Source organism: Polaribacter sp. 11A2H (assembly GCF_011379025.1).
Lineage (GTDB): Bacteria > Bacteroidota > Bacteroidia > Flavobacteriales > Flavobacteriaceae > Polaribacter.
On sequence record NZ_WTLD01000004.1, the window covers coordinates 48,033 to 68,826 of the forward strand.

The window sequence follows — 20,794 nt, forward strand, 5'->3', positions numbered from 1 at the left end:
AAGACTATATTAAAATGATAAAATTAATAGATGCTAATCAGTTTTCTAAAGGCTTTGAGAAACAGGGAATTAAATTATTTACCTTAAAAAATAAAAATGGAATTGTTAGTCAGATTACCAACTATGGTGGTAGGGTTGTAAATTTATTTACTCCAGATAAAGAGGGCCTTTTTAAAGATGTTGTTTTAGGCTATGACACGGCAAAAGAGTATTTAGAAAAGCCAGATCATTTTTTTGGAGCTATTATTGGCCGATATGGTAATAGAATTGCAGACGGTAAATTTAGTATAGATAATAATGAGTTTTTGTTACCTAAAAATGAAGTAGAAAATCAATTACATGGTGGTAATAAAGGTTTTCATACAATTGTTTGGCAGGCAACACAAATATCAGCATCTAGTTTAGAGTTAACTCACTTTTCTAAACATTTAGACCAGGGTTTTCCTGGTAACTTAGAAGTAAAAGTAGTGTATACGTTAACAGAATACAATGAATTGCAAATAGAATATTCTGCAGTTTCAGATGCAAAAACCGTTATAAACTTAACAAATCATTCTTATTTTAATTTATCGGGTAATTTTAATAAATCAATAGAGAATCATTTATTTCAAATAAATGCAACTCATTATTTACCGGTAAATGATAAAATGGTTCCTGTAGGAGTTTTAGAGGATGTTACCAATTCTCCTTTCGATTTTAAAAAATTAAAAAAGTTAGAACACGTTGTTGATAAAGAACATCAACAAATAGAATTAGGCAGTGGTTTTGATCATAATTTTGTTTTAGATGATGTGAATTCAGGTTTTGTAGCAAAGGCAATTGATGAAAATTCTGGAAGAAGTTTAGAGGTGTATACGACCGAACCCGGAGTACAATTTTATTCGGGGAATCACCTAAATAATTTAGAAGGCAAAAACGATATTTTATATCAAAAAAGAGCCGCGTTTTGTTTAGAGACGCAACATTTTCCAAATAGTCCTAATCAAAGCAATTTTCCATCAACTTTATTATTACCAGAAGAAAAGTATTTTTCAAGAACTATTTATAAGTTTAGTGTTTATAAGTGATTGCTAGAATTTAGTAATACTTTTAAAACATAAATTAGTTATTGTAATGCAAGAATTGTTCTACTAAAAGCAGTATTTGTTTTACAGTAATCTACATATTACAGTTAATTTTAATCCTATAACAAGTCGTTTTTTTTTTAAACTATTTGTTGGTTAATTTAGCTTTAAAAAACTCACTTAATAGCAGAGTGACATCCTTAGAAATTCACAAATAAATACAATTTAGATATGTTTAATAAAATTAATACAACTTTACTCTTACTCTCAATTTGCCTTTTAAGCTGTAAAGAAGCAAAAAAAGAAACTGTTAGTGAAACACCTCAAAACAAGACCTCTTTAAAAGATAGTTTTAAAGAAGACTTTTTAATAGGAACAGCACTTAATACAGGTCAAATTAAAGAAGTAGATGCAGGTCAAACAGCTTTAATAACTAATGAGTTTAATGCTATTACACCAGAGAACGATTTAAAATGGGAGCAAATTCATCCTCAAAAAGACACTTTTAATTTTGAAGTATCAGATGCTTATGTTGCTTTCGGGAATAAAAATAACATGCATGTTGTAGGGCATACCTTACTTTGGCATAGTCAATTGGCACCTTGGGTACATGAAATTACAAATAAAGATACTTTAGTAAATAGTATTACCAAACATATTAATACAATTGCAGGTAGATATAAAGGGAAAATTGATTCTTGGGATGTTGTTAATGAAGCTTTAAATGAAGATGGGTCTCCAAGAGAGTCTATGTTTTATAAAATTTTTGGTGGAGAAAGCTATATAGAATTGGCTTTTAAACTTGCAGAAGAAGCAGCACCAGATGCAGATTTAGTTTACAATGATTATAACCTTTGGAAACCAGCAAAAAGAGAAGGAGTTATTAGAGTTGTAAAAAACTTACAAGCAAAAGGAATTAAAGTTGATGGTGTAGGTATGCAAGCACATTGGAGTTTAGATGGGCCATCTTTAGAAGATATTGAAAACAGTATTATTGCATATTCAGACTTGGGTGTAAAAGTAATGTTTACAGAGTTAGATATTACTGTACTACCAAATCCTTGGGAATTAGACGGAGCAGCTGTAGAGCAAAGCTATGAAAGATACGAGAATGACCCTAAAATGAATCCTTATCCAAATGGATTAACAGAAGACATTGAATTAAAAATAGCAAAACGTTATGAAGATATTTTTAATCTTTTCTTAAAACACCAAGATAAAATTAGTCGTGTAACTTTTTGGGGAGTTAATGATGGACAATCTTGGTTAAATAACTGGCCAATTAAAGGGAGAACAAATTATCCATTACTTTTTGGAAGAGATGATAAACCAAAAAAAGTATATAATAATGTAATTGCGCTTAAAAATAAGGCAAACTAATAATCCCTAAAAATGACAACTATTTCACACAAATTATCTGTAAAAGAAAAAGTAGGTTATGCTCTTGGAGATTTAGCAGCCAATTTAGTTTTTCAAACTTTAGTAACCTATCTATCTTATTTTTATACAGATATTTATGGTCTAAAGCCAGAAGATGCCGCATTAGTAACCTTAACGGTTGGTCTTATAGCTGCGTTTGGTTTTAATCCTATAGTGGGGGCTTTGGCAGACAGAACAAACACTAAAATGGGTAAATTTAGACCATGGATTTTATGGACTGCAATACCCTTAGGAGTAACGGCATTATTAGCTTTTACTACGCCAGATTTTGAGTATCAAGGAAAGGTTATTTATGCTGTAATTACCTATTCTTTACTGTTATTGCTATACTCCGCAAATAATTTACCGTACTCTGCTTTAAGTGGGGTTATTACAGGAGATATGAAAGAGCGTAATAGCTTATCTGCATATCGATTTGTAGGTGTTTTAGGAGCACAATTTTTTGTACAAGTTTTTATGTACGATTTAATTTTAAAAGCAGGTAATGGAGATAAAGCTGCAGGTATGGAAACCGTAATGACCTATTTGGCAATTATAGGAACCATAATGTTATTGATTACGTTTTTTACAACAAAAGAAAGAGTAGTACCTAAGCCAGAACAACAATCTAGTTTAAAAGAAGATTTATCTGATTTGTTTAAAAACAAACCTTGGGTAATTATGTTGGTACTTACCACTCTAATCTTTGTTACGTTAGCAATGAAAGGTGGATCTTATGTTTATTATTTTGAAAACTTTGTTAATGAAGAAAAATTAAGACTGTTTTTAGATCCGTATAGATCAATTTTACCCACTTTTGAAAATGAAACTTCTTTTGGTTTAGGAGTCTTTAATGGAATTGGAATTTTAGTTGGGTTAATAGGAATCATTCTTTCTAAACGTTTGGCAGATAAATATGGAAAACGAAATGTTTTTGCTATTTCGCTTTTTATTTCAACCTTATTTATCATTGCTTTTTATTTTTATCAACCAGAATCTATAGAGCTTATATTTATTACTCAGATTTTACACATGTTTTTCTACGGAATTGGTACCCCAATTCTTTGGACGATGATTGCCGATGTAGCTGATTTTTCTGAATGGAAAACAAACAGAAGAGCCACTGCTATTATTTTTTCTGCAATGATGGTTGGTTTAAAAGGAGGTATTAGTATTGGTAGTGCTTTAGTTTCATCAATTTTAGGAGCCTATGGATATGATTCTCATTTAGAAGTACAAAGTGAAACAGTTATTCATGGTACAAAATTATTAATTAGTTTGTATGCTGCAGTTCCATTTTTAATAGGTGTAGGTCTATTATATTTTTATGAAATTGATAAAAAAATGGAATTAAAAATTGAAAAAGAATTAAAAGAAAGAAGAGCAATTTAAAAAAAAATATAATGCCAGAAAATAGTATAGAACACATCAATTTTGATGAATTAAATAAAAAAGCCATTTCGCAACCATTAGTGTCTAATATTTATACAGCAGATCCATCTGCACATGTCTTTGATGGTAAGATATATATATATCCATCTCATGATATTGATGCTGGAGAAGCTTTTGATGACTTAGGAAGTCATTTTGCTATGGAAGATTACCATGTAATCTCTATGGATAGTATAGATAGTAAGGCGGTAGATAATGGTGTTGCTTTACATGTAGATGATGTTCCTTGGGCAAAACAACAAATGTGGGCACCAGATGCAAATGAAAAAGACGGTACTTACTATTTGTTTTTTCCAGCAAAAGCACATGATGATATTTTTAGAATTGGTGTAGCTACAAGTAAATCGCCTACGGGTCCGTTTAAAGCAGAACCAGAAGCAATTAAAGGTAGTTTTTCTATAGATCCAGCAGTTTTTAAAGATGATGATGGAAGTTATTATATGTACTTTGGTGGTCTTTGGGGTGGACAATTACAACGTTGGAGATCTGGAGAGTTTAATGCAAGCCAACCAGAAAGCCCAACAGCGTTTCTGCCAGAAGGTGATGAGCCAGCATTATTACCATACATTGCAAAAATGACTGGTGATTTATTAGAATTTGATGAAAAGCCAAAAGAAATTGAAATTGTTGATGAAAATGGAGATTTATTAGTAGCAAGTGATAATGATAGACGATTTTTTGAAGCAGCATGGTTACATAAACATAACGGAAAATATTACTTCTCCTACTCTACAGGTGATACTCATTTTATCTGTTATGGAATTAGTGATAGTCCTTATGGACCATTTACGTATGGTGGTAGAATTTTAGAACCAGTTGTTGGTTGGACATCTCATCACTCTGTTTGTAATATAGAAGGAAAAGATTATTTATTTTATCATGACTCTAGTTTATCTAAAGGAGTAACACATTTACGTTCTGTAAAAGTTGCAGAAATTAAATATTTAGAAGACGGACGTATTGAAACTTTAGAGCCATATCTATATTAATTTAATATAGATTATTTAATAAGAAAACTTCTTAAAAAAGAAAGTCGTTTAAAAAGAAATTTTTAAACGACTTTCTTTTTTGCATTTTAATAAGTATCCAAATCTATCTACTTTAGAAATTAATACTATGATAGAATTAAAATTAAAAATTTACTATGATAAGTGTTTTTTAGTAAAATATTGATGTGCTAAAAACTAAAAAAAATAAGTATTTTAATAAGTGCGTAATTGCTTTGTATGAGCTAAGCCTACTTGTACAAATCTTAGAATAAATAAGAATATAGATATTTTAATTTTATAACTACACCCAACAGACAACTTAAGGAAGCTAAAGTTATCTGTTGGGTGTAATTATTTTCTAGAACTTGTTTAATCTATATAATGCTGTAATTTTAGTATTTAATGCTAAGTTTTTGTTATTGAATACTTTATATTAAAACTAATTTAACAAAGTTAAATTTTAATCTTTCAAATAATTATTTTTAAATGGAAAAGCTTCATGGTTTTAGAATAGTACTGTGTTTTGTATGTGTATTTACTACATCGATTATTTCTGCACATGGTAGTTTGTCAAAAAGAATAAGAGTAAAAACAGCTGAAATTTCCGAGCATCCTAAAAATGAAAAACTATATTTTGAAAGAGGTTTCTTATATGAACAACACGAGGAATTCAATAAAGCAATAAAAGACTATTTAAAATCAGAAAAACTAGGAAATTCTAACATATTAATTCAATATAGAAAGGCCAAAACATATTATTACCAAGGTAAATTTTCTAAGGCGTTGGAATCTTCCAACTTATATTTAGAAAAAAATAGTACCGATGTAAAGATTCATAAGTTACATGCTCAAATATTAATTCTTTCTGAAGCCTATTATAAAGCAATACCCTACTACAGTTATTTTATTAAAAATACAATAGACATTAACCCTAGAGATGTTATAGAATATAGTGAGGTTTTTTTATCAATAAATAATAATAACTATTCAAAAGCTATAGAGGTAATAGAATTGGGCTTGAATAAATTGGGCAAAGATGTTTTTTCATTACAGTTAAAAAAATTAGAGTATTTAGAAGCATCGTTACAATTTGATAAAGTAATAGAGCAATACAATTACTTTATTTTAAGCTCTAGTAGAAAGGAATTTTGGTATTATAAAAAAGCGAAGTATTTATTTGAAAATAATAAAATTAACGATACTAAAATTGCAATTCAGCAAGTAAAAACAGCAATACTTTTGTTGAATGACAAAATTATTAATACAACATCAATTAAAAATTTAAAACAGCAAATTAACTTACTTGAATTAAACTTAAATCAATAAACCATGATTAAAACAATTTACATTACACTCTTGATACTGTTTTTAACAACCTTATCAAATGCTCAAAATAAAACAACCATAATTCCTATGGATGCAGATTGGAAATATCTTGTAACGCCAGCTGCACCAGATAATGATGCAGAAGGTGACACTTGGAAAGTAAATGCATTTGATGATACAACGTGGCCAATTGGAGCTGCTCAATTAGGGTATGGAAATAATGGAGATGGAGACCAAACGACTATCGGTTTTGGTGGAGATAGCTCTAATAAATACAGAACTACCTATTTTAGAAAAAGTTTTACAGCTACTGCAGCAAATTTAGCAGATCTTACATTACATATTGATGGCTATATAGACGACGGTGTTGTTATTTATCTAAATGGGGCTGAAATTTGGCGTGATAACATTGCTTCTGGTGCAGTGGAATATGCTACCAAAACTATTACAGATTATGAGGGCGGCTTTTCAGCTTCATTAACCAACTCTTTAGTTTTGGGAACGAATATTATATCTGGAGAATTACATCAAGTAAGTAGTAGCAGTTCTGATTTAAGTTTTAATTTGCAATTGGCAACCTCTACTGATAATACAAATCTGAGTGACGAAGTTATTTCTACAGGTTCTAATTGGAAATATTCTGATTTAGGCGCCGCACCTGACAATGATACAGAAGGAGATACCTGGAAACAAAATACCTATAACGATGCCTCTTGGGCTTCTGGTAATGCACAGCTTGGGTATGGTGAAAGTGATCAAGCTACTGTAATTAGCAAAATAGCAAAAACAGCCTACTTTAGAAAAGAGTTTAATTTAACAAAAGATCAAGCAGCTTTTACGTATGTACAAATGTCTGCATTGGTAGATGATGGAATGGTTGTATATCTAAATGGAAATGAAGTTTGGAGAGATAATTTGCCTTTAGGAGCTATTGATTATGGAACTTTTGCAAGAACAGATTATGAAAACACACAAGTTGAAGAGGTTATAACAAGTACTTTGTTGGAAGGTAAAAATACTATAGCGGTAGAAGTACACCAACTTTCCTTAACAAGTTCAGATATTAGCTTCGATTTTGAATTAAAAGTTAGTGCACAAATTACAGCTGAATTAAAAAGAGCTCCTTATTTACAAAAAGGAAGTTCTAACGCTATGACTATAAAGTATAGAACGAGTGCAGATACAGAAACTATTATTAATTATGGAACTTCTTTAGGTTCATTAAACAGTATAGCATCTGACAATACGTTAAAAAGTGACCATGAAATTGAAATAACAGGATTACTTCCTGATACAAAATACTATTACGAAATAGCCTACAGTTCAGGTGTTTTCTTAGCAGAGTCTAGTGATTTATTTTTTAAAACAGCCCCAGAAGTTGGTTCAGACCAATTTGTTAGAGCTTGGGTTTTAGGTGATGCTGGTACAGGTAATCAAAACCAAAAAAATGTAAGAGACAGATACTATGATTACGTTAAAAACGCAGCTACTAAAAACCCTAATCAAACAGATATGATGTTGTTTTTAGGTGATAATGCTTATAATGATGGATTAGATGTAGAATATCAAAGAGCTTTTTTCGATATTTATGAAGCACAGTTAAAAAATACTGTTTCTTGGTCAACACTTGGTAATCACGATGGTTATTCTTCTAATTCAAATTCTCAAACAGGACCATATTATGATATTTTTACGTTTCCTACTGCTGCAGAATCTGGTGGAATTGCTTCTGGAACAGAGGCTTATTATTCTTTCGATTATGCAAATATCCATTTTATTGTATTAGAGTCTTATACTTTAGATGAAGACGCAACACAAATAGCTTGGTGTAAACAAGATATGCAAGATACCAAACAAGATTGGATTGTTGCAGTATTCCATCATCCACCTTATTCAAAAGGTTCTCATGATTCTGATAATGAGAGTGAATTAATAAATATGAGAACTAAATTTTTACCTATTTTAGAAGATAATGGAGTTGATTTAGTATTAAACGGTCATTCACATTCTTATGAAAGATCTTTTTTTATAAATAAACATTACGGAAATTCAGATACCTTTAGTACTACATTAAATACGGTTGGTGTAAATGGTAATTTATCAGGAAAAGCAGATACCGCAGATGGTGCTTACAAGAAAACAAATACTCAAAACCCAGGAGCTGTTTATATTACCACAGGGTCAGCTGGTAAAATTTCTGGAGGAGATTTAGATCATGAGGCTATGTATTCTTCTTTAAATGAATTAGGGTCTTGTATTTTAGAAATTGATAGCGATGGTGGATCCGGACAAAATTTAACAATTAAGTTTATAAATGATTCTGGTTCAGTATCAGATTATTTTACAATTAACAAAACCGGAGTAACACTTTCTACAAAAGTTAATAAATTAGAAGATAATGATGTTAGAATATATCCTGTTCCAGTAAATGGTATTTTAAATATAGAGGTTACTTTAAATCAGCAATTAAAGACTGTAAATATATATAATATAGTGGGGGAACTAGTGAAAACTACTACTCGTGATAAAATTAATTTGAGTACACTAACTAAAGGTACATACGTCGTTCAAATCATTACAGATAAAGGAGATTTAACTAAAAGTATTGTAATTGAATAATTATTCAAAAAATTGTTACTTGCTTAAATAGTACTATAATATTAATAACTTAAAGGTAGTGGTTTTATATCACTACCTTTTTTTGTTTCATATTCTTTTGTTTTCAGTTGTTTAGAGTAGAATACCTATCGCAATTCTTAAATAAAAATAAAATTATTTTTTTGTACAAACTTTAAAATCTAGAATTCTACCTGTGGTATCTATTTATAAACGGTAATATGAATCTAAATAGGTGTTGACTGTTGATTAAAGTTGGTATTTAATGCTCTTAAATAGTTTGTAAAAGTAAATTGTACTAAAAATAGAAGTAGACTTTTTAGGTAGTAAAGCAAAGTAATAAATTTATGATGTTTTGGTAGCTTAATTTAAAGAAGCAACAAAAAAGTCCTAACAATTTTAATTGTTAGGACTTTTTAATTTTAAGAAGTTAAAGTTTTTATTCCTTCATTAAGAAATCTTTTAAATCTTGGTACGTAGAAGCTTTGTAAGCTACTTTTTTATTGTTGATTACCTTTTTAATCTGTTCAGGAATTGCAACTTTAACAGGTAAAGTTTCTTCTACAACATCTAAAAACTTTACTGGATGGGCAGTTTCTAGAAAAACACCGAATTCATTTTCTTTTAAACCATGTTTTTTCAACCCTAAGTAACCAACAGCTCCATGAGGGTCTGCAACATAACCAGAGTTTGCATAAATTTCTTTCATAGTTGCACGTGTTTCATCATCAGAAAAACTATATGAAGAAAAAGCAGTTTTAAGAGCTTTTAAGTCGTTATTAAATAATTCTTGTATTCTGATAAAGTTACTAGGGTTACCAACATCCATGGCGTTAGAAATAGTTGCTTTAGATGGTTTTGGTTTGTAAACACCATCCACTAAATAATTAGGAACCGTATCATTTACATTTGTAGAGGCTACAAAGTGTTTAATTGGTAAACCTAATTTTTGTGCCATGATTCCTGCGCAAATATTACCAAAATTTCCACTAGGAACAGAAAATATGAGGTCTTTATGTTTTTTATGTAATTCTTTATAAGCAAAGAAAAAATAAAACATTTGTGGTAACCAACGCGCAACGTTTATAGAGTTTGCAGAAGTTAATGTTTTGGTGATTTCTTCATCTAAAAAAGCAGTTTTTACCATTTCTTGACAATCATCAAAAACGCCATCTACTTCTAATGCTTTAATATTCTGACCAAGAGTTGTCAGTTGTTTTTCTTGAATATCACTTACTTTACCAGAAGGATATAAAATAACCACATTTACACCCTTTGCACCTAAAAACCCGTTGGCAACTGCGCCACCAGTATCTCCAGAAGTAGCTACTAAAACAGTAACTTCATCATCACTATCTTTGTTGAAATATTCTAGACATTGTGCCATAAATTTAGCACCAACATCTTTAAAAGCCATGGTTGGGCCGTGAAATAATTCTAAAGCAGCAATATTATCATCCACTTCTACCAAAGGAAAATCGAAAGAAACGGTTTTTGCAACAATCTCTTTTAATTTTTCAGTCGGAATTTCATCACCTACAAACTGTTTAATTACCTCATACGCAATTTCATGATTTGTGTAATCAGAAATATTTTCAATAAAATCTTTAGAAAGTTGTTGAATATTATCTGGAAAATAAATCCCTCTGTCTTTTGCTAAACCTTGTACAACTGCATTTTTAAAAGTTGATATTGGTGATTTATGATGTAAACTGTAATAGTTCATTTTGTTTGTTTATTAGTCATTGCGAGAGCAACGAAGCAATCTATTTGTTAGAAAGAGATTACTTCAGTTATTCTTCCTTTGTAATGACGATTAATTACTATTTATTATTTTCATTCCTTTATGATTCACTTTAGAAATAAACATTTCAAAGTCAATACCTGTATTTTTATAACTCTCTTCGATGCTTTTGTATACCTCTTTTGCAATTTCATCACCTTTACAAAGTGCGAAAATTGTAGGTCCAGAACCACTAATTCCTGCGCCTAAAGCACCTGCTTTTATAGCTGCGTTTTTAACATCATCAAAATGTGGAATTAATTTTTTACGATGAGGTTCTACAATAATATCAACCAAAGAATTACTAATTAGCTCGTAATTATCTGAATATAAGCCGCTAATTAAACCACCAACATTTGCCCATTGTGTAACGGCATCTTTCAATGCAATTTCTTTAGGTAAAACTTCTCTAGCATCTTTTGTTTTTACTTCTACCTGCGGATGAATTGCCACAACTCTTAATTCGCTAGGAACTGGTAATTTTATAATTTCTAAAGGTTCGTAGCTTCTTACTAAAACAAAACCACCGTAAATGGCTGCAGAAACATTGTCTGCAATTGGAGTTCCGCAAGCAACTTCTTCACCAAACATGGCAAATTTTGTCAGCTCTAAATCAGAATAGATATTACCTAATAACTGGTTTGCACCAAAAGCAGCACCAGCAGCACTCGCAGCAGAACTTCCTAATCCACTTCCTGGAGAAAACCCTTTGTGAATAGTTAATTCAATTCCGAAATCGGCATTTGCTTCAATCAGTATTTTTTTAACTACGGCACTTGCAGCATTTTCATCAACATTGTATGTTAGGTTTGCACCTGTAATATTGGTTATTTTAACACCTTTTTCTGTTGTTTTTGTAAAAGTCATTTCATCTCCAATTGCATCAACAGCAAAACCTAGAGAATCAAAGCCACAAGAAACATTAGCAACAGTAGCAGGAGCAAATATTTTTAAATAATCCATATTTTTTAAGTCTTCAGTTTGCAGTCTTCAGTTTGCAGTCAGTTTGATACTTAAAACTACCTATTGAAGACTATTTAATTGTTTTTATTTTCAGAAACAGATTACAGCCAGATTTTTGACTGCTTACTGCCTACTAAAAACTGCCTACTTATTTGAGATTCTAATTACATCTGCAAAAATACCAGAAGCAGTAACATCTGCACCGGCACCAGCACCTTTTATAATTAAAGGATTTTCTGGATATCTGTCTGTAAAGAACAATACAATATTATCACTTCCTTCTAAATTATAAAAAGGATGATCTGACGGAATGTGTTGTAAACCAACATTTGCCTTTCCGTCTACAAATTCTGCTACATATTTTAATCGACAATCTTTATCGTTTGCTTCTTTAAATATATCTTGAAAATGCGCTTCATTTTTAGTTAAAGAAGCGTAAAAATCATCATTATTAGTTGTGTTTAAGCTTTCATCAGGTAAAAAGGCATTTTTTGCAATGTCTTCTAATTCCATCTTATAGCCACTTTCTCTCGCTAAAATTAATATTTTACGAGCAACATCTACACCACTTAAATCAATTTTTGGATCTGGTTCTGTATACCCTTCTTTTTGAGCAGCAGCAACAACGTCATGAAAAGTTGAATTTTCATTAAAGTTATTGAATACAAAATTTAAACTTCCAGATAACACAGCTTGAATTTTATGAACTCTATCGCCAGAATTGATTAAGTTTTTAAGTGTATCAATAATTGGTAAACCTGCCCCAACGTTTGTTTCGAATAAGAAAGAAGCATTGTATTTTCTAGAAACTTGTTTTAACGTTTTATAGTTATCAAAACTAGAAGCACACGCAATTTTGTTACATGTTACCACAGAAATACTTTCGCGTAAATATTTTTCATAGATTTCAGAAACTTGTTGGTTTGCTGTGTTGTCTATAAAAACACTATTTATATGATTACTTTCTTTAACTTTTTTATGAAAGCTCTCTAAAGTTGTTGCTTCGCCATTCTCTAAAGCCTCTTTCCAATTATTTAGATCGATACCATTATCATCGAAAGCCATTTTTCTAGAATTGGCAATTCCGATAACATTAATACTTAATTTTAAGTTTTCTTTTAAGAACTTTTTTTGTTGATGAATTTGAGCTAGAAAACGTTCACCAACATTACCAACACCTGTTACAAACAAGTTTAATTGTTTCGTTCTTTCTTCAAAGAATTGCTCATGTAACGTGTTTAAAGCTTTCTTTGCATCATATTTATTAATAACTGCAGAGATGTTTTTTTCTGATGAACCTTGTGCAATTGCTCTCACATTTACATTGTTTCTTCCTAGGGCGCTAAACATTTGTCCGCTTAAACCTTGGTAGTTTTTCATGCTCTCACCAACCACGGCAATAATAGCCAAATTACTTTCAACAATAATTGGCTTAATTTTTTTCTTGTCTATTTCTATGCTAAAAGTATCGTCTAAAAGTTCTTTAGCTTTTGCAGCATCATTTTCAAAAACCCCTACGCAAATAGAATGCTCTGATGAAGCTTGTGTTATAAAAACTACATTTATTTTAGCAACAGAAAGTGTTTCGAATAAACGCTTAGAAAAACCAGGAATTCCAACCATTCCTCCACCTTCTAAAGTAATTAAGCTAATATCTTCTATATGAGAAATTCCTTTAACTTCATTACCGTTTTTAGGGTTCTTACAGATTAATGTTCCAGCACTTTCTGGTTCAAACGTATTTTTAATACGAATAGCAATTTCTTTTCTTAAAGCAGGCTGAATTGTTGGTGGATATAAAACTTTTGCTCCAAAATGAGACAACTCCATTGCTTCTTCATAAGAAATTTCTGAAATAGGATATGCTTGGTTTACAACTCTAGGGTTTGCAGTATACATACCAGAAACATCTGTCCAGATTTGTAATTCATTTGCATCTAAAGCGGCAGCATAAATGGAGGCAGTAAAATCAGAACCACCTCTACCTAATGTAGTTGTTTCTTCAAAAACATTCGAAGAGATAAAACCACCTAAAACAACAACCTGATGTTTGTTCTCTTCAAAAAAGGAAGTAATATTATTATTAGTGACTTTAAAATTTACTTGTGCATCTAAATACTGATTGTTTGTAATTATTAAATCTCTACTTTCTTTATGAGTAGCATCAAACAATTCTTTTGCTGCATTTGCAATAATATAAGAAGAAAGTCTTTCTCCAAAACTATATACTTTGGCTAGTGTTTTATCAGATAATTCTTGTAATAAGAAAATTCCTTCATAAATAGATAGTAATCTGTCAAATAGATAAGTAACCTCTTCGTGAACTTCTTTTTTATTTTTAGCAATTAAATCATCAATTACTTCAAAATGAATTTCTTTAATGGTTCCTAAAATTTCTTTAGCAGTTGTAATGTCTTCTAAAGCTTCATTTGCACCAGCAAATAATTTATCAGTAGTTTTTCCGAAAGCAGAAACTACTACGGCTATTTTTTCTTTTTTAGATGCAGCCTCAACAATAGCTAAGACTTTTTGTATTTTCTCTGAACTTGCGACAGATGAACCGCCAAATTTTAATACTTTCATTTTTAATGAATAGTTTGAGTAATTAAATTTTTTTGAGTTTGTTTCGTTTTTATTCGAAACAATATATAACCTGTGGTGATATGAATATAGTAGAACCCCTAAAGGGTAATTGTTGTATTTGTGCGTGTAATTGTGCGCATAGAAGTATAAACTACGATGGTAGTTTTAGAAGAATTAATATGTGTATTAGATAAACTCACAAAGCAAAAATAGGAGTATTATTTAATATTATCCCTTTTGATAGAGATTATTTCCTGAAATTTAATGATTTATGCAGTATTATTAAAAATAAGCTATTTCTAATGTAATTTTAATATTATTTACTAATTGGTTTTATTTTTTCTTTAATAATTAAAGCAATCGGTTTATTTTGAATTTTGCTCTCTAACCAAGATAAGATGTCTAAATATAAGAAAGCTCTTTTTTCATACGGATGATTTTCGAACGTTTTTAATTTGGCATGAATTTTCTTAAACTCACTCCTTATTTCATGCGGAAAAACATCACTTAAATCTCTAATAGAAGTTAGAAAAACTTTCTGAACTTCTTGTAGGTTTTCCATTTTTAGTAAGAACTTATAGGTATCTACAAACTGTCTTTCTAAATCGTAATCTAACCCACATTCATAATGTGCAATTAAGTTTAAAATACGTGCAAAACATTGTAAATCTTCTGCAGAACCTATGTTTTTAGAGCGAATTATTTTTTGTAAATAAATAATACACAATTTGTTTTTACCCATTCCAAAATACAAACAGGCAATTTTGTAGTAGAGTAAGACAATAAAATGACTGTCTAGTCTATTTTTATACTTTTCAATTTTATTATTAATAATGTCAACAAGATATTCTCCTTTTTCAAAAGAACCTTCTAAAAAGTGAAGGTGTAATTTATTAGAATAGAAATACAAGAAAATTAATAGTTCTGTATTGGTATTCATTGGTATTTCTTTTTGATCTATTTCAGATTCAAAAAGAGTTAATTCTCTTTTAAAAGTAGAAACTTTTTTCACTAAAAAAGAAGCTTCAAGTAAGTAGTTTTTAGATTTTAAATAGAAAACTGGGTGTGTATTAATCAGTTTTGGGCTGTCAAATAAATCAACACATTTTTTAGCATATTTATAGCTTAATAAAAAATCTTGCACCAAAAAACTATGCCAAAGATGTGCTTTGTATAACCATAATTTTTCACGAAAACCTAACTTTTGATAATCGTACTTTGGCATTCGATCACTAAAATATTTATCAACAAACTTTAGTTCTTCTTCATTTTTTACGTAGCCATTTTGTATTAAATGACTGTATAATTGTAATGATAAATTAGAAAGTTTGCTAGCAATTACATTGTCTTGGCTTAATTCTTTTGCCTGTATAGACAGTTGGTTTGCTCTGTTGCTTAAACTTCTTGTAATGTATTGTGTTTCTATTACTTTTTCTAGTTCTACAATTTCATAAGCAATATTTTTCTCATCATTATCTAAAGCCATGTTTTTGGCTTTTTCTAAAAGTTTTAAACTCTGTTTGTACAATCCCTTTTGATATAAAACAGTTGCAAAATCTAATTGTTCTCTAATTTGAATTCGCACATTTTTATGGGCAGGGTTTAAACGCAAACTAATTAATATCTGTTTATATAAATGCGCCTTTAAGTTAGAGAGTTGTTGCTTAGAAACAATTCCGCTGCCAATGATAACTTTTTCATCATATACCTTCAGTTTTTCTAAAAACTTAAATAAAGAAAAAAACTTAGCATCGATGTTTCCACCTAATCTACCTACATATAAATTAAATTGTCTCTTTTCTGACTTAGTTAAAGACTTAATTAAAACAAAAAGAGCATCATTTTGTTGATTGGCTGATGTAACACTTTTACTCATAAAGCTCTTATTATTAGGTTTTTAAGTTTTTGTAAATGATATTAGAAATCGTACGGAACTGTAAAAATAACTATTTATTTTAAGTTCAATATATACATTTGAGTTTAAATAAGATAATCTTTACAGAAATTATGCAAGATAACAAGGTTCAAATTTTTGACACGACATTAAGAGACGGAGAACAAGTTCCTGGCTGTAAGTTAGATACAGCTCAGAAATTAGTAATTGCTGAAAGATTAGATTTGTTGGGTGTAAATGTAATTGAAGCTGGTTTTCCGGTTTCTAGCCCAGGAGATTTTATTTCAGTAACTGAGATTTCAAAAATTATAAAAAATGCAACAGTTTGTGGTTTAACCAGAGCTGTAGAAAATGATATTAAGGTTGCAGCAGAGGCATTAAAATATGCAAAATATCCAAGAATTCATACAGGTATAGGTACCAGTGATTCTCATATAAAATTCAAATTTAATTCAACAAGAGAAAAAGTAATAGAACGTGCTGTAAAAGCAGTTTCTTATTCAAAGTCTTTTGTAGAAGATGTAGAGTTTTACGCAGAAGATGCAGGTAGAACAGACAATGAATATTTGGCAAGAGTATGTGAAGCTGTTATTAAAGCAGGAGCAACAGTTTTAAATATTCCAGATACAACGGGGTATTGTTTGCCAGAAGAATATGGTGCAAAAATTAAATACTTACGTGAAAACGTAAAAGGAATAGAAAACGTAATTCTTTCATGCCACTGTCATAACGATTTAGGTATGGCAACTGCAAATTCTATTGCAGGTGTAATTAATGGTGCTCGTCAAATAGAGTGTACTATTAATGGTATTGGAGAAAGAGCAGGAAATACAGCTTTAGAAGAAGTAGTAATGGTGTTAAAGCAGCATCCATATTTAAACCTAGAAACAAGTATCAATACAAAACTATTGTATGATACCAGTATAATGGTTAGAGAAAGTATGGGAATGCCGGTACAACCTAATAAAGCAATTGTTGGCGCAAATGCTTTTGCACATAGTTCTGGAATACACCAAGACGGAGTTATAAAAAACAGAGAAACATACGAAATTATGGATCCAGAAGATGTTGGTGTAACAGAAAGTGCTATTGTATTAACAGCAAGAAGTGGTAGAGCAGCGTTGGCATACAGAGCCAAAAAGATTGGTTATGAACTAACAAAAGTTCAGTTAGATGTTGCTTATGATGCTTTTTTAAGTACTGCAGATAAGCAAAAAGAAGTAAAAGATGATGATATTCATGCTATTATGACAGAGGTAGGTAAAATCTCTAAAGTAGCAACAGCTTAAAAATAAACTTTGTCTTCGAGGGTAGTTGTGAATTTTAAGACCACTATTTTAAAATAATCAACTACCTTTGATAAACAGAATAATTTTAGATTATAAGTAGAGAATGAAATACACAATTGCAATAATCCCCGGAGATGGTATTGGACCAGAAGTAACCACACAAGCAAAAAAAGCTTTAGATGCGGTAGCAGAAGTTTACGACCATATATTTTTATATAAAGAAGCTCAAATGGGCGCTTGTGCAATTGAAAAAACGGGTAATCCATTACCGCAAGAAACCATAGAGATCTGTAAAAATGCAGATGCAATTTTATGTGGAGCTATTGGAGAATTAAAGTACGATAATGACCCAACCTTAAAAATAAGACCGGAACAAGGTTTATTGCGTTTAAGACAAGAATTAGAATTGTTCTGTAATGTAAGACCTGTAAAAGCATATCCTAAATTACTCAAAAATTCACCTCTTAAAAAAGAGATTATTTCAGGTACAGATATCCTTATTTATAGAGAACTTTCTGCCGGCATTTATTTTGGCAAAAAAGAGCTAAGTGAAGATGGTAAAGAAGCATCAGATGTTTGTTCTTATACAGTAGATCAAATTTCTAGAATTACACATTTAGCCTTTAAAGCAGCCCAAGACAGAAAGAAAAAAATAACCTTAATAGATAAGGCAAATGTTTTAGCAACTTCTCGTTTGTGGAGAAAAACAGTTGCAAAAATAGGAGAACAATATCCAGATGTTGCTTTAGATTTTATGTTTATAGACAATGCAGCAATGCAAATTGTATTAAATCCAAAACGTTTCGATGTTATTTTAACAGAAAACCTTTTTGGAGACGTTATCTCAGATGTAGCCTGTGTAATCGGTGGTTCAATCGGTATCTTGGCATCAAGTTCGGTAGGTGAAAAAACCGCATTATTTGAGCCAATTCACGGTTCATACCCGCAAGCAGCAGGTAAAGATATTGCCAATCCTTTAGCATCTATTTTATCAGCAGCATTAATGCTAGAGCATTTAGGCTTGCATGATGAGGCAGACGCAATACAGAGAGCTGTAGAAAAATCGTTAGATTTAGGTATTACAACCCAAGATCTAAAAGGTAAAAACCAATATTCGGCTTCCACAGCAAAAGTGGGCGATTTTATAGCAGATTATATTGCAAACCAAGAAGATAGTAATATGAATTTTAAAAATATTCATATGGGACAAAGCACAATTATTTAAGTTTTTTAGAAGCTATTTCCAGCTTTCATTACTCGCTTTTTTTGTGAAAAACAAAAAAGAGCTCAAACAGACCATTCAATCTGGGCTAGACTTGTTTGCAAGTGGCTATCAATAAAAAAAATATTAGTTGTGTATTTAAATATAAATCGCAATATTTACACCAATGAAAAAACAATTATTAAATAGTATTTCAATTATCAACGTCATCGTAATTATTACGAATTGATAGGGAAGTGATATTTATATTTTTTATAAACGAACCTTCCATTAAAATGGAAGGTTTTTTTATGATTTTATTTTAAAGATTGAGTATCATAATTAAGTAGACTTAATTAACTTAAATTCAGTTAATTAGGGTGTTTTTTTAACACGTGAATTTAAAGTAAGTTATTGAATTTTATTCAATAAAAACAGAGAAACATAGTAATTTAGACAACAAATTGAAGAAAACATTAAATGAAACTAAATAAACACAGTAGCAGATTAACACAAGACGAATCTCAACCAGCATCACAAGCAATGTTGTATGCGGTAGGTTTAACGGATGAAGACATGCAGAAAGCGCAAGTTGGTATTGCGAGCACTGGTTATGATGGTAACCCATGTAATATGCATTTAAATAATTTGGCGGCAGAAGTCAAGATTGAAAGCAAAATTGCAGGTTTAGTCGGTTTAGGATTCAATACAATAGGTGTTTCAGATGGTATCTCTATGGGAACCTCTGGTATGAATTACTCATTAGCATCTAGAGATATTATTGCAGATTCTATAGAAACTGTAATGAATGCTCAAAGTTATGATGCATTGGTTTCTGTTGTTGGTTGTGATAAAAACATGCCAGGAGCCGTAATTGCAATGTTGCGTTTAAACCGTCCATCAATAATGATGTATGGTGGTACAATTGCATCTGGAAATTATAAAGGAAGAAAATTAAATGTTGTTTCTGCTTTTGAAGCTTTAGGTCAAAAAATGGCTGGCGAAATAGAAGAAGAAGAATATAGAGAAATTATAAAAAGAGCAATTCCAGGAGCCGGGGCATGTGGAGGTATGTATACTGCAAACACTATGGCTTCTGCAATAGAATGTATGGGGTTCTCATTACCTTATAACTCATCAATACCAGCAGAAAACCCTAATAAATTATCTGAAGCAGAAAGAACCGCTTTGGCAATTAAAAATTTATTAGAATTAGATTTAAAACCTTTAGATATAATTACTAAAAAATCTTTAGAAAATGCTATCGCAATTGTAAATGCTTTAGGTGGCTCTACAAATGCAGTATTACACTTTTTAGCAATTGCACATGCAGCAGATATTGAGTTTACATTGGCAGATTTTCAAAAAGTATCAGACAGAACTCCGTTAATAGCAGATTTAAAACCATCTGGTAAATACCTAATGGAAGATGTTCATAGTATTGGAGGAACACCGGCAATAATGAAATACTTATTAGATAAAGGGTATTTACATGGAGATTGTATGACGGTTACTGGTAAAACATTAGCAGAAAACTTAGAAAGTGTAGCAGCAATGGAATTTGATGAGCAAGATGTAATTCATCCAACAGATAAAGCATTAAAATCATCAGGAAATATTCAAATAATATATGGAAACCTTGCAACTGAAGGAGCTGTTGCAAAAATTTCTGGAAATGAAGGATTACTTTTTGAAGGAAAAGCAGTTGTTTATGATGGTGAACAAGCAGCAAATACAGGTATTGCTAACGGAGAAGTAGAAAGAGGAGATGTAGTTGTTATTAGATATGTTGGACCTAAAGGAGGACCCGGAATGCCAGAAATGTTAAAACCAACTTCGTTAATTATGGGAGCAGGTTTAGGAAAATCTGTAGCCTTAATTACAGATGGTCGTTTTTCTGGAGGAACCCATGGTTTTGTGGTTGGACATATTACACCAGAAGCACAATCTGGAGGTACAATCGGAATTTTAGAAACGGGAGATAAAATTAGAATTAGTGCAGAAGATAATTCTATAAATGTGTTAATTTCTGATGAAGAAATTGCAAAAAGAAAATCTAAATGGGTTGCACCAGCATTAAAGCACACTAAAGGAATTTTATATAAATATGCTAAATCAGTAGCGTCAGCATCTAAAGGATGTGTTACTGATTTGTAATTAGAAATAGAATCAAGAAACAAGATTTAAAAAGAGACAAGATATCCTGCAAGGTTTT

At 30.7% G+C, this 20,794-nt stretch carries 13 protein-coding genes; 9 read left to right on the top strand and 4 right to left on the bottom strand.

The genetic code is table 11. The annotated features are described in order from the left end of the window. Positions 1 to 14: 14 nt before the first annotated feature. The 6 genes from GQS58_RS06325 (at position 15) to GQS58_RS06350 (ending at position 8,869) form a co-directional block, all read left to right on the top strand. A complete protein-coding gene (locus GQS58_RS06325) occupies positions 15 to 1,067 on the top strand; it encodes an aldose epimerase family protein (RefSeq protein WP_166384020.1) in 1,053 nt (350 codons plus the stop codon). Positions 1,068 to 1,295: 228 nt separating this feature from the next. Further along, positions 1,296 to 2,444, top strand: coding sequence for an endo-1,4-beta-xylanase (locus tag GQS58_RS06330; RefSeq protein WP_166384022.1), 1,149 nt, complete (start codon positions 1,296 to 1,298; stop codon positions 2,442 to 2,444). Positions 2,445 to 2,456: 12 nt separating this feature from the next. Continuing rightward, positions 2,457 to 3,875 (top strand): MFS transporter, encoded by a 1,419-nt coding sequence (locus GQS58_RS06335; protein WP_166384024.1) that lies wholly within the window; start codon positions 2,457 to 2,459, stop codon positions 3,873 to 3,875. A gap of 11 nt (positions 3,876 to 3,886) precedes the next feature. Next, the gene (locus GQS58_RS06340) at positions 3,887 to 4,924 is read left to right on the top strand and encodes a glycoside hydrolase family 43 protein (RefSeq protein ID WP_166384026.1); all 1,038 of its coding nucleotides are present in this window, start codon (positions 3,887 to 3,889) and stop codon (positions 4,922 to 4,924) included. Positions 4,925 to 5,410: 486 nt separating this feature from the next. Continuing rightward, entirely contained in the window at positions 5,411 to 6,250 is an 840-nt protein-coding gene (locus GQS58_RS06345) for a tetratricopeptide repeat protein (RefSeq protein ID WP_166384028.1), read from the top strand. A 3-nt stretch (positions 6,251 to 6,253) separates the two neighbouring features. After that, positions 6,254 to 8,869, top strand: coding sequence for a metallophosphoesterase (locus tag GQS58_RS06350; RefSeq protein WP_166384030.1), 2,616 nt, complete (start codon positions 6,254 to 6,256; stop codon positions 8,867 to 8,869). Positions 8,870 to 9,305: 436 nt separating this feature from the next. Here the strand turns inward: GQS58_RS06350 and thrC are convergent, their stop codons facing one another. The 4 genes from thrC to GQS58_RS06370 form a co-directional block, all read right to left on the bottom strand. Further along, positions 9,306 to 10,592 (bottom strand): threonine synthase, encoded by a 1,287-nt coding sequence (gene thrC, locus GQS58_RS06355; RefSeq protein ID WP_166384032.1) that lies wholly within the window; start codon positions 10,590 to 10,592, stop codon positions 9,306 to 9,308. Positions 10,593 to 10,682: 90 nt separating this feature from the next. Then, positions 10,683 to 11,612, bottom strand: a complete 930-nt coding sequence (locus GQS58_RS06360) for a homoserine kinase (protein WP_166384034.1) — start codon at positions 11,610 to 11,612, stop codon at positions 10,683 to 10,685. A gap of 144 nt (positions 11,613 to 11,756) precedes the next feature. Continuing rightward, positions 11,757 to 14,195 (bottom strand): bifunctional aspartate kinase/homoserine dehydrogenase I, encoded by a 2,439-nt coding sequence (thrA, locus tag GQS58_RS06365; protein ID WP_166384036.1) that lies wholly within the window; start codon positions 14,193 to 14,195, stop codon positions 11,757 to 11,759. A gap of 316 nt (positions 14,196 to 14,511) precedes the next feature. Then, the gene (locus GQS58_RS06370) at positions 14,512 to 16,071 is read right to left on the bottom strand and encodes a hypothetical protein (RefSeq protein ID WP_166384038.1); all 1,560 of its coding nucleotides are present in this window, start codon (positions 16,069 to 16,071) and stop codon (positions 14,512 to 14,514) included. Positions 16,072 to 16,202: 131 nt separating this feature from the next. Here GQS58_RS06370 and GQS58_RS06375 point away from each other — a divergent pair, with 131 nt between their 5' ends. The 3 genes from GQS58_RS06375 (at position 16,203) to ilvD (ending at position 20,736) form a co-directional block, all read left to right on the top strand. After that, complete coding sequence (locus GQS58_RS06375) at positions 16,203 to 17,378, top strand: 2-isopropylmalate synthase (RefSeq protein WP_166384040.1); 1,176 nt, start codon at positions 16,203 to 16,205, stop codon at positions 17,376 to 17,378. Positions 17,379 to 17,481: 103 nt separating this feature from the next. Then, positions 17,482 to 18,603 (top strand): 3-isopropylmalate dehydrogenase, encoded by a 1,122-nt coding sequence (gene leuB, locus GQS58_RS06380; RefSeq protein WP_166384042.1) that lies wholly within the window; start codon positions 17,482 to 17,484, stop codon positions 18,601 to 18,603. A gap of 456 nt (positions 18,604 to 19,059) precedes the next feature. Beyond that, positions 19,060 to 20,736: a dihydroxy-acid dehydratase gene (gene ilvD / locus GQS58_RS06385; RefSeq protein ID WP_166384044.1), complete on the top strand. Its 1,677-nt coding sequence runs from the start codon at positions 19,060 to 19,062 to the stop codon at positions 20,734 to 20,736. Positions 20,737 to 20,794 lie beyond the last annotated feature (58 nt).

Bases quoted from the DNA above. Each gene is read 5' to 3' on its own strand.
- GQS58_RS06325 (WP_166384020.1), top strand. From the start codon at position 15: ATGATAAAATTAATAGATGCTAATCAGTTTTCTAAAGGCTTTGAGAAA.
- GQS58_RS06330 (WP_166384022.1), top strand. From the start codon at position 1,296: ATGTTTAATAAAATTAATACAACTTTACTCTTACTCTCAATTTGCCTT.
- GQS58_RS06335 (WP_166384024.1), top strand. From the start codon at position 2,457: ATGACAACTATTTCACACAAATTATCTGTAAAAGAAAAAGTAGGTTAT.
- GQS58_RS06340 (WP_166384026.1), top strand. From the start codon at position 3,887: ATGCCAGAAAATAGTATAGAACACATCAATTTTGATGAATTAAATAAA.
- GQS58_RS06345 (WP_166384028.1), top strand. From the start codon at position 5,411: ATGGAAAAGCTTCATGGTTTTAGAATAGTACTGTGTTTTGTATGTGTA.
- GQS58_RS06350 (WP_166384030.1), top strand. From the start codon at position 6,254: ATGATTAAAACAATTTACATTACACTCTTGATACTGTTTTTAACAACC.
- thrC (WP_166384032.1), bottom strand. From the start codon at position 10,592: ATGAACTATTACAGTTTACATCATAAATCACCAATATCAACTTTTAAA.
- GQS58_RS06360 (WP_166384034.1), bottom strand. From the start codon at position 11,612: ATGGATTATTTAAAAATATTTGCTCCTGCTACTGTTGCTAATGTTTCT.
- thrA (WP_166384036.1), bottom strand. From the start codon at position 14,195: ATGAAAGTATTAAAATTTGGCGGTTCATCTGTCGCAAGTTCAGAGAAA.
- GQS58_RS06370 (WP_166384038.1), bottom strand. From the start codon at position 16,071: ATGAGTAAAAGTGTTACATCAGCCAATCAACAAAATGATGCTCTTTTT.
- GQS58_RS06375 (WP_166384040.1), top strand. From the start codon at position 16,203: ATGCAAGATAACAAGGTTCAAATTTTTGACACGACATTAAGAGACGGA.
- leuB (WP_166384042.1), top strand. From the start codon at position 17,482: ATGAAATACACAATTGCAATAATCCCCGGAGATGGTATTGGACCAGAA.
- ilvD (WP_166384044.1), top strand. From the start codon at position 19,060: ATGAAACTAAATAAACACAGTAGCAGATTAACACAAGACGAATCTCAA.